Here is an 8,016-nt window from a genome sequence, read left to right on the forward strand (position 1 = left end):
CCTGAGCGGGGCCTTTATGTGTCAAAACAATAAGGCTTACCAGCCCGGATGGCCAAGTGCCACCCGGGCGTTTTTTTGGACACCGTCATAAATTCATCTGACGGGCGAATTGCCGCGTTGCGCGGTGCTCGCAATCCTCATGTACCTGGGTACATTCCGGTTGCTGTGCGCCTCGCGCCTTGCACTTCATCCCGCCAGACGAATTTCTGAAGGTGTCCTTACGCGCACATTGCTTCAAGTGCCGGGGCTAAACTACCCCGATGCTCTGGGTCAAATCACTCCACATTGTTTTTGTTGCCAGCTGGTTTGCTGGGCTTTTTTACCTTCCACGCATTTTTGTGAACCTGGCCATGGTGCCGCCTGAAAGTGTTGCCGAACGCGAGCGGCTGATCCTGATGGCGCGCAAGCTGCTGCGCTTCACGACCATGCTGGCCGTGCCCGCGCTGGTCTTCGGGCTGTGGCTGTACCTGGGTTACGACATCGGACGCGGTCCTGGCAACGGCTGGATGCATGCCAAGCTTTTTGTTGTGTTGCTGGTGATTGGTTATCACCACGCCTGCGGCCGTGTCCTGGCGAAATTTGTCGCCAACCGGAATACGCGCAGCCACAAGTGGTTTCGCTGGTTTAACGAAGTGCCGGTGCTGCTTTTATTGGCGGCCGTCATTCTCGTCGTGGTCAAGCCCTTCTAACAACCAAGGGAACGCAGTGCCTTCCCCGAATTCACCAGCAGACGTGGACGAACCGGCTTTGCCGGGCGTGATGCGTCGTCCCCTGAAAGGGGGGCAGAACTACACGATGCGCAGCATCGTGAGGATGTCAGTGGTATGCACAGAACCACCGCATGGCCCCTGGCGCTGGCGACCATCTGCCTGGTGATCTACGCCAGTCTTTACCCTTTTTCCGACTGGCGCGACCAGGGCATCTCGCCGTTCAGGTTTTTGGCAGCGCCTTTGCCCAAGTACTGGACCGGCTTTGATGTCGGGGTCAACCTGCTGGGTTATGCGCCTGTGGGTTTCCTGCTGGCGCTATCGGCCCTGCGCAGCCGGCGTGTCAAATGGGCGGTCAGCGTGGCGGTGCTCGGCAGTGCGTTGTTGTCCCTGTGCATGGAAACACTGCAGAGCTATTTGCCCTCCCGGGTTCCATCAAACGTCGACCTGGTGCTGAACACTGGCGGCGCCTGGGCCGGCGCGTGTGTCGCCTGGCTGCTTCAAAAAATGGGTGTGATAGACCACTGGAGCCGCTTTCGCGCACGCTGGCTGGCGCGGGATGCGCGTGGGGCGTTGGTCCTGCTGGTGCTCTGGCCGGTGGCCCTGCTGTTTCCGGCATCGGTACCGATGGGCCTGGGCCAGGTGCTGGAACGGCTGGAAGTGGCACTGGCCGAGGCGCTGGCCGACACCCCTTTCCTCAACTGGCTACCGGTGCGCGACATTGAACTCCAGCCGCTGGTGCCAGGTGCCGAGCTGGTGTGCGTGGCTTTGGGCGCGCTGATTCCGTGCCTGCTGGGCTATTGCGTGATCCGTACCGTCAGGCAACGCGCAGCGTTCTCCGTGGTGATGCTGGCGGCCGGCATTGCGGCATCGGCGCTGTCCGCTGCGCTGAGCTACGGGCCCGACCATGCCTGGGCCTGGCTGGACCTGCCGGTACGCGTCGGGCTTGGTCTTGCCGCAGCCATGGCCTTGGTGTTGCTGCCCGTGCGGCGTCGCGGCGCGGCAGCCTTTACCTTGCTGGCGCTGGCGATTCACCTGGGGCTACTCAACCAGGCGCCTGCGAGCGCTTACTTCGCCCAGACCCTGCAAACCTGGGAACAGGGGCGGTTTATCCGGTTTCACGGCCTGGTCCAGTGGCTGGGCTGGTTGTGGCCTTATGCGGCACTCTTGTATGTGTTGACCAGGCTGTCCCGCCGGGAGCCGGCACAGCCGGTTGACGGCTAAAAAGTAAAATCCTCTCATGACCGCACCCCAAACCCCAGACACGGCGCCCGCCGGCTCCTCAGGCGCTTCTTATTACGAGCGGCACATTTTTTTCTGCCTCAACCAGCGCAAGGGTGGCGAGGACTGCTGCGCCGACCATCGCGCGCAGGAGGGTTTTGACCGCTGCAAATCCCAGGTCAAGGCGGCCGGCCTGTCGGGGCCGGGCAAGGTCAGGGTCAACAAGGCCGGTTGCCTGGACCGCTGTGCCGCCGGGCCGGTGGCCGTGGTCTACCCCGAAGCGGTCTGGTACACCTATGTGGATGCGAATGACATTGACGAAATCGTCGATTCGCACCTGAAGAACGGCAAAGTGGTGGAGCGGCTTTTGACGCCTGTCCATCTGGGTCGCTAAAGCGCTTCCGGGCCATGGTGAAAACGCCCAGAACCAGCCCCGAAGCCCGATTTGAGAGCTGTTTTGGCCTCTGGCCGCCGTCCCATGCGCGCGGCCAGCTATTGTTTTGGTAGCAGACCTTGTTCTTGATGAAAGTAAAGCATTGAACTCCCAAACCCAAAAAACAGTGCTCCAGGGTGCTGTGGGCGCGATCGAAGTCGCGATTGACCAGCCTGCAGGCGGCGCCGGTGCCGCCAAAGGCGTGGCTGTGATTGCCCATCCGCATCCACTTTTTGGCGGCACCATGGACAACAAGGTGGTGCAGACGCTGGCGCGCGCCTTCACGCAGTGCGGCTGGACGGCGGTGCGATTCAACTTTCGCGGCGTAGGTGGCACCGAGGGCGAACATGACGAAGGCCGGGGTGAACTCGACGACATGCTGGCCGTGGTTGCCGGAACGGCACCGCAGGGCGCACTTTGCCTGGCGGGCTTTTCTTTTGGCGCCTTTGTGACCACCCACGCGTTCGGGCGCCTGAACCCGTCCCGCAGTATCGAAAAGCTGGTGCTGGTCGGCACCAGTGTGAGCCGCTCCGCCGCCGCGCCCATCGATGCGGCAGCCCACCTCAACACGCTGGTTGTCCATGGCGAGCAGGACGACACCGTGGCGCTTGCCGCGGTGATGGACTGGGCCAGGCCCCAGGCACTTCCTGTTACGGTTGTGCCCGGTGGCGGTCATTTCTTTCATGGACAATTGCCCCTGCTGAAAAATCTGGTGGTTCGCCACCTGTCTTCCACCCTTCCCTGAGTTACCGGATCGTTATCAATGTATTGTTTTGCCAGGGCCTTTTCCGGCCTGTTGCTCGCCTTCTCCTTTACCGTTTCTTCCGTGGCGCAAGCCCAGGTGCCACAGGCGCCCGAAATTGCGGCGCGCTCCTACCTGCTGCTGGATGTGACGGCCAACCAGATACTGGCCGCCAAGGACATTGACTCCCCGGTTGAGCCGGCATCGCTGACCAAGCTGATGACCGAGTACCTGGTGTTTGACGCGCTGCGGGCCAAAAAAATAGACCTCAAGCAAACCTTTAGCGTCAGCGAGCGGGCCTGGAAGATGCCCGGCTCGCGCATGTTCATCGACCCCAAGATGCAGGTGCCGGTGGAAGACCTGATCAAGGGCATGATCGTGCAGTCAGGCAACGACGCCACCATGGCGCTGGCCGAAGGTGTGGGTGGAACCGTCGAGCACTTTGTGCAGCTCATGAACGAGCAGGCCAAGGCGCTGGGCATGAAGTCCACCACCTACAAAAACCCTGAAGGCCTGACCGAGCCCGGCCACACCACCACGGCACGCGACCTGAGCATTCTGTCCACTCGCCTGATGCAGGATTTCCCCGACTACATGGGTTTTTCCGCGATCAAGAAGTACCGTTACCCGGGTACGCCTGCTGCCAATGACACCAACCGCAATACCCTGCTGTTCCGCGACCCCACGGTGGACGGCCTGAAAACCGGCCACACCGCCGCAGCCGGTTATTGCATGATTGCCACGGCCAAGCGCGATTTCCCCAATCTGGGTGCCAACGGTGCGCCGGGCGGCCGCCGCCTGCTGGCGATCGTGCTCGGCACGGCCAGCGACAGCGCGCGCGCCACCGAGTCGCAAAAGCTGATGAACTGGGGTTACACCGCCTTTGAGGCCGTCAAGTTGTTCGACGGCGGCCAGGCCGTGGTTTCGCCCAGCGTCTGGAAGGGCAGTGCCTCCACCGTCAAGCTTGGCCAGTTCCAGCCGATTGTGGTTGCCGTACCTGCAGGCAGCGCGCCCAAACTCAAAACCCAGGTGGCCCGGCCCGATCCGCTGGTCGCACCGTTCAGCCGGGGCCAGCGCATAGGCAGCCTGAAGGTGACCTCGGGCGACAACCCGGCAGTGGTGGCTGAAGTGCCCCTGGTGGCGCTGGAAGCCGTCGAAGAAGCCGGTATCTTTGGCCGCGCCTGGGACGCCATCAGGCTCTGGATCAAATAAGGCCGGATTTCGCTTCAAGACAGCCTGTTTGGGGTGGTTTTGTACCGGCTGTCGCGCCAGATTTGCGGCCCGAAGCATGAACTGCTACACTAGAAGGCTTTTCTGGATTTCCAGGGAGATTTCCGTTTTCACGTTATCTTGTTAGTTATCAAACGTTTAGGGACGTTTTTAAATGCCAACCATTAATCAGCTAGTCCGTCAGGGGCGCGAGGTCGAGAAGATCAAGTCCAAGAGCCCTGCGATGGAAAATTCCCCGCAGCGCCGCGGTGTGTGCACCCGTGTGTACACCACGACGCCTAAAAAGCCAAACTCCGCTCTGCGTAAAGTCGCCAAAGTGCGCCTGACCAACGGGTTTGAAATCATTTCCTACATCGGCGGCGAAGGCCACAACCTGCAGGAACACAGCGTTGTGCTGGTTCGCGGCGGTCGTGTCAAGGATTTGCCCGGTGTGCGTTACCACATCGTCCGTGGTTCGCTCGATTTGCAAGGCGTGAAAGACCGCAAGCAGTCGCGCTCCAAGTACGGCGCGAAGAAGCCAAAGGCCAAATAAATCCGGCCGGCCCGGACCTTACGGTTCGTGCCAGAAGAAGTTGTCATGACTCCTTCAAAAACAGGTGCTTAACTCATCGGGCAGATGTTTTAAGCGAAGTGACCCAAGTGCAAATAGTTGTGCCGGTCGAGTAAGTGAGGGTTTGCTAACTCTCGCGGTGCTGCCAAAAAGCGGTGCCAACTGAAGCAAAGAGGTGAAAAAATGCCACGTCGTCGCGAAGTCCCTAAACGTGAAATTCTTCCTGATCCAAAATTTGGCGATGTCGATCTCGCCAAGTTCATGAACGTGATCATGCAAGGCGGCAAAAAGGCCGTCGCAGAGCGCATCATTTATGGCGCGCTCGACTTTATCGAGAAAAAGAACCCTGGCAAAGACCCGCTGGAGGCTTTCCACATGGCCATCGGCAACATCAAGCCAATGGTTGAAGTGAAGTCCCGCCGTGTCGGTGGTGCCAACTACCAGGTGCCGGTTGAAGTGCGTCCTGTCCGTCGTATGGCCCTGGCCATGCGCTGGTTGAAGGAAGCCGCCAAGAAACGTGGCGAAAAGTCCATGTCCTTGCGTCTGGCCAATGAGCTGATGGAGGCCACTGAAGGCCGTGGCGGCGCCATGAAGAAGCGTGACGAAGTTCACCGCATGGCCGAAGCCAACAAGGCGTTCAGCCACTTCCGTTTCTAAAAAAGAGCGCTGTCTCGACACAGGTGCAAGGCTGCCGGCAATTTTGCCTGCAGCCTTGTGTTGATTGAGGCGGCCACAATTTGTCGGCCTGCCTGGTAATCCTGTGCGGCCGGACACTCAAGCAACAAGACCACTCAAGGACTCACCATGGCTCGCAAGACCCCCATCGAGCGCTACCGCAATATCGGTATCTCGGCCCATATCGACGCTGGCAAGACCACGACGACCGAACGTATTCTTTTTTATACCGGCGTGACTCACAAGCTGGGCGAAGTGCATGACGGCGCTGCCACCACCGACTGGATGGAGCAGGAGCAAGAGCGCGGCATCACGATCACTTCGGCTGCCGTGACCTGCTTCTGGAAGGGCATGGACCTGTCCTACCCCGAGCACCGCTTCAACATCATCGACACCCCAGGCCACGTGGACTTCACGATTGAAGTCGAGCGTTCCATGCGCGTGCTTGACGGCGCCTGCATGGTTTACTGCGCAGTGGGCGGCGTTCAGCCCCAGTCGGAAACCGTCTGGCGCCAGGCCAACAAGTACAAGGTGCCGCGTCTGGCCTTTGTGAACAAGATGGACCGTACCGGTGCCAACTTCTTCAAGGTCTATGACCAGATGAAGCTGCGCCTGAAGGCCAACCCTGTGCCCGTGGTGATTCCCATCGGCGCCGAAGAAGGCTTCAAGGGCGTCGTCGACCTGCTGAAGATGAAGGCCATTATTTGGGACGAAGCGTCTCAAGGCATGAAGTTCGAGTACGCAGAGATCCCTGCTGACCTGCTCGAGTCTGCCAAGAAGTGGCGCGAAAACATGGTCGAAGCCGCTGCCGAAGCCTCTGAAGAGCTGATGAACAAGTACCTCGAAGAGGGCGACCTCTCCGAAGATGAAATCAAGTTCGGCTTGCGCACGCGCACGATCGCGACGGAAATCCACCCTATGCTGTGCGGCACCGCGTTCAAGAACAAGGGCGTGCAGCGCATGCTGGACGCCGTGATCGATTACCTGCCAGCGCCGACGGACATTCCTGACGTGACCGGTACCGATGAAGAAGAGCAGCCTGTCAGCCGCAAGGCCGACGACGGCGAGAAGTTCTCGGCACTGGCGTTCAAGCTGATGACCGATCCGTTTGTGGGTCAGCTGACCTTCGTGCGCGTTTACTCGGGCGTGTTGACCAAGGGCGATACCGTCTACAACACGATCAAGGGCAAGAAAGAGCGCATCGGCCGTATCGTGCAGATGATGGCGAACGACCGCGTCGAAGTGGACGAAATCCGCGCCGGCGACATCGCCGCCTGCGTGGGCCTGAAGGACGTGACGACGGGCGAAACCCTGTCTGACCTGAATTCGCCCATTATTCTGGAGCGCATGGTATTCCCTGAGCCCGTGATCACGCAGGCCGTGGAACCCAAGACCAAGGCCGACCAGGAAAAGATGGGCATTGCCTTGCAGCGCCTGGCTGCTGAGGATCCATCGTTCCGCGTCAAGACCGATGAAGAGTCCGGTCAGACCCTGATCGCCGGTATGGGCGAGCTGCATCTGGAAATTATTGTTGACCGCATGAAGCGCGAGTTCGGCGTGGAAGCCAACGTTGGCAAGCCGCAAGTGGCTTACCGCGAAACCATTCGCAAGACGGTGGAAGATGCCGAAGGCAAATTCGTGCGTCAATCGGGCGGTAAGGGTCAGTACGGCCACGTCGTGCTCAAGATCGAACCCAATGAAATGGGCAAGGGTATCGAGTTCATCGACGCCATCAAGGGTGGTGTGGTTCCCCGTGAGTACATCCCTGCGGTGGAAAAGGGTATCAACGAAGCTGTTACGTCCGGCGTGCTGGCTGGTTACCCGGTGGTGGACGTCAAGGTGACGCTGCACTTCGGTTCCTACCATGATGTGGATTCGAACGAACTGGCGTTCAAGATGGCTGCCATCTTCGGCTTCAAGGAAGGCTGCCGCAAGGCCGGTCCGGTGATCCTGGAGCCCATGATGTCCGTCGAGGTGGAAACACCGGAAGACTACGCCGGCAACGTGATGGGCGATTTGTCCTCACGTCGCGGCATGGTTCAGGGCATGGAAGACATTCCTGGCGGCGGCAAGGCTATCAAGGCCGAAGTTCCCCTGTCGGAAATGTTTGGTTATTCGACCACGCTGCGTTCTGCGACCCAGGGTCGTGCGACCTACACGATGGAATTCAAGCACTACTCGGAAGCTCCGCGTAACGTGTCTGAAGCCATCATGGCTTCGCGCGCCAAGTAAGTAAAAAAGAAGCCGGTCTCGCAGGAGGCCGGCTTTACCGTTCCTTGTCTGCGATTGTGTGCCACTTTGTACCCGTGCGAAGTGAATCAGCAACACAGTGCAGACGTTAAACCGTACACGGGCATGTTCTTTATCTGGAGATAAAAATGGCAAAAGGCAAATTTGAGCGGACCAAGCCGCACGTCAACGTCGGCACGATTGGTCACGTTGACCACGGCAAGACAAC

8 protein-coding genes and 1 pseudogene are annotated in these 8,016 nt (G+C 59.6%); all 9 read left to right on the top strand.

What is annotated here, in order from left to right; translation table 11 throughout:
* Window positions 1–260: 260 nt before the first annotated feature.
* Complete coding sequence (locus ACFQND_RS14550) at window positions 261–689, top strand: CopD family protein (RefSeq protein ID WP_371439497.1); 429 nt, start codon at window positions 261–263, stop codon at window positions 687–689.
* 135 nt (window positions 690–824) lie between these two features.
* Window positions 825–1,931, top strand: a complete 1,107-nt coding sequence (locus ACFQND_RS14555; RefSeq protein ID WP_371439496.1) for a VanZ family protein — start codon at window positions 825–827, stop codon at window positions 1,929–1,931.
* Window positions 1,932–1,947: 16 nt separating this feature from the next.
* A complete protein-coding gene (locus ACFQND_RS14560; protein ID WP_371439495.1) occupies window positions 1,948–2,322 on the top strand; it encodes a (2Fe-2S) ferredoxin domain-containing protein in 375 nt (124 codons plus the stop codon).
* A 142-nt stretch (window positions 2,323–2,464) separates the two neighbouring features.
* On the top strand, window positions 2,465–3,106 hold the full coding sequence (locus ACFQND_RS14565; RefSeq protein ID WP_371439494.1) for an alpha/beta hydrolase: 642 nt from the start codon (window positions 2,465–2,467) through the stop codon (window positions 3,104–3,106).
* An 18-nt stretch (window positions 3,107–3,124) separates the two neighbouring features.
* A complete protein-coding gene (locus ACFQND_RS14570; protein WP_371439493.1) occupies window positions 3,125–4,315 on the top strand; it encodes a D-alanyl-D-alanine carboxypeptidase family protein in 1,191 nt (396 codons plus the stop codon).
* Window positions 4,316–4,487: 172 nt separating this feature from the next.
* Window positions 4,488–4,865 carry a 30S ribosomal protein S12 gene (gene rpsL / locus ACFQND_RS14575; RefSeq protein WP_092130055.1) on the top strand — a complete coding sequence of 126 codons (378 nt, stop codon included), beginning with the start codon at window positions 4,488–4,490 and terminating at the stop codon, window positions 4,863–4,865.
* Between the two features lie 201 nt (window positions 4,866–5,066).
* Window positions 5,067–5,540 carry a 30S ribosomal protein S7 gene (gene rpsG, locus ACFQND_RS14580; RefSeq protein ID WP_011481226.1) on the top strand — a complete coding sequence of 158 codons (474 nt, stop codon included), beginning with the start codon at window positions 5,067–5,069 and terminating at the stop codon, window positions 5,538–5,540.
* Between the two features lie 147 nt (window positions 5,541–5,687).
* The gene (gene fusA / locus ACFQND_RS14585; protein WP_371439492.1) at window positions 5,688–7,790 is read left to right on the top strand and encodes an elongation factor G; all 2,103 of its coding nucleotides are present in this window, start codon (window positions 5,688–5,690) and stop codon (window positions 7,788–7,790) included.
* Between the two features lie 146 nt (window positions 7,791–7,936).
* Window positions 7,937–8,016 (top strand): annotated as a pseudogene (locus ACFQND_RS14590) (GTP-binding protein); the annotation flags it as partial.

Source organism: Polaromonas aquatica, assembly GCF_042659145.1.
GTDB classification, from domain to species: Bacteria; Pseudomonadota; Gammaproteobacteria; order Burkholderiales; family Burkholderiaceae_C; genus Polaromonas; species Polaromonas aquatica.

Coding starts and splice junctions, on each gene's coding strand:
- ACFQND_RS14550 (WP_371439497.1), top strand. CDS start 261: ATGCTCTGGGTCAAATCACTCCACATTGTTTTTGTTGCCAGCTGGTTT.
- ACFQND_RS14555 (WP_371439496.1), top strand. CDS start 825: ATGCACAGAACCACCGCATGGCCCCTGGCGCTGGCGACCATCTGCCTG.
- ACFQND_RS14560 (WP_371439495.1), top strand. CDS start 1,948: ATGACCGCACCCCAAACCCCAGACACGGCGCCCGCCGGCTCCTCAGGC.
- ACFQND_RS14570 (WP_371439493.1), top strand. CDS start 3,125: ATGTATTGTTTTGCCAGGGCCTTTTCCGGCCTGTTGCTCGCCTTCTCC.
- rpsL (WP_092130055.1), top strand. CDS start 4,488: ATGCCAACCATTAATCAGCTAGTCCGTCAGGGGCGCGAGGTCGAGAAG.
- rpsG (WP_011481226.1), top strand. CDS start 5,067: ATGCCACGTCGTCGCGAAGTCCCTAAACGTGAAATTCTTCCTGATCCA.
- fusA (WP_371439492.1), top strand. CDS start 5,688: ATGGCTCGCAAGACCCCCATCGAGCGCTACCGCAATATCGGTATCTCG.